The following is a 386-nucleotide window of genomic DNA, read 5'->3' on the forward strand; positions in this document are numbered from 1 at the left end:
GCGCCCTGCGTACCGGCCATCGGGAGGAGAGAATTCCCGTGCGTGCTCTGTGCGTTGATCCCGACACCAGCGTCACGGAGCTGGATCTGCCCGAGGCCGGTGCGCACGCCGCGATCCAAGACCACATCGGAACGACCGATGCGGTTGATCAAGGCGTGTTCCGCCGGCGGGCCTTCCTGCACATCCACGGGGACGGACGCGTGAACAGGCTCGTGCAGAACATCACCGCATGGGTCCTGGCGAGCGCCTGGCGCGGTATTGCCCTGTACCCGATCCACGGGACGGTCATCGTCACCGGACGTGCTCAGGACGGGGCAGTGGCCGCCTTGGTCGACGGTCTGGCCCGGCACGTGCCTGCGGTGGCGCAGACGGTGCGGGAAACACTG

General features: G+C 67.9%; 1 protein-coding gene. It reads left to right on the forward strand.

Annotation, left to right across the window (positions count from 1 at the left end):
* Positions 1 to 38 precede the first annotated feature (38 nt).
* Positions 39 to 386, forward strand: a 348-nt coding sequence (locus ACYF6T_RS44685; RefSeq protein ID WP_461703725.1) for a hypothetical protein, incomplete at its 3' end; no start/stop codon positions are given.

This window comes from Streptomyces sp. 7R007, from assembly GCF_054850255.1.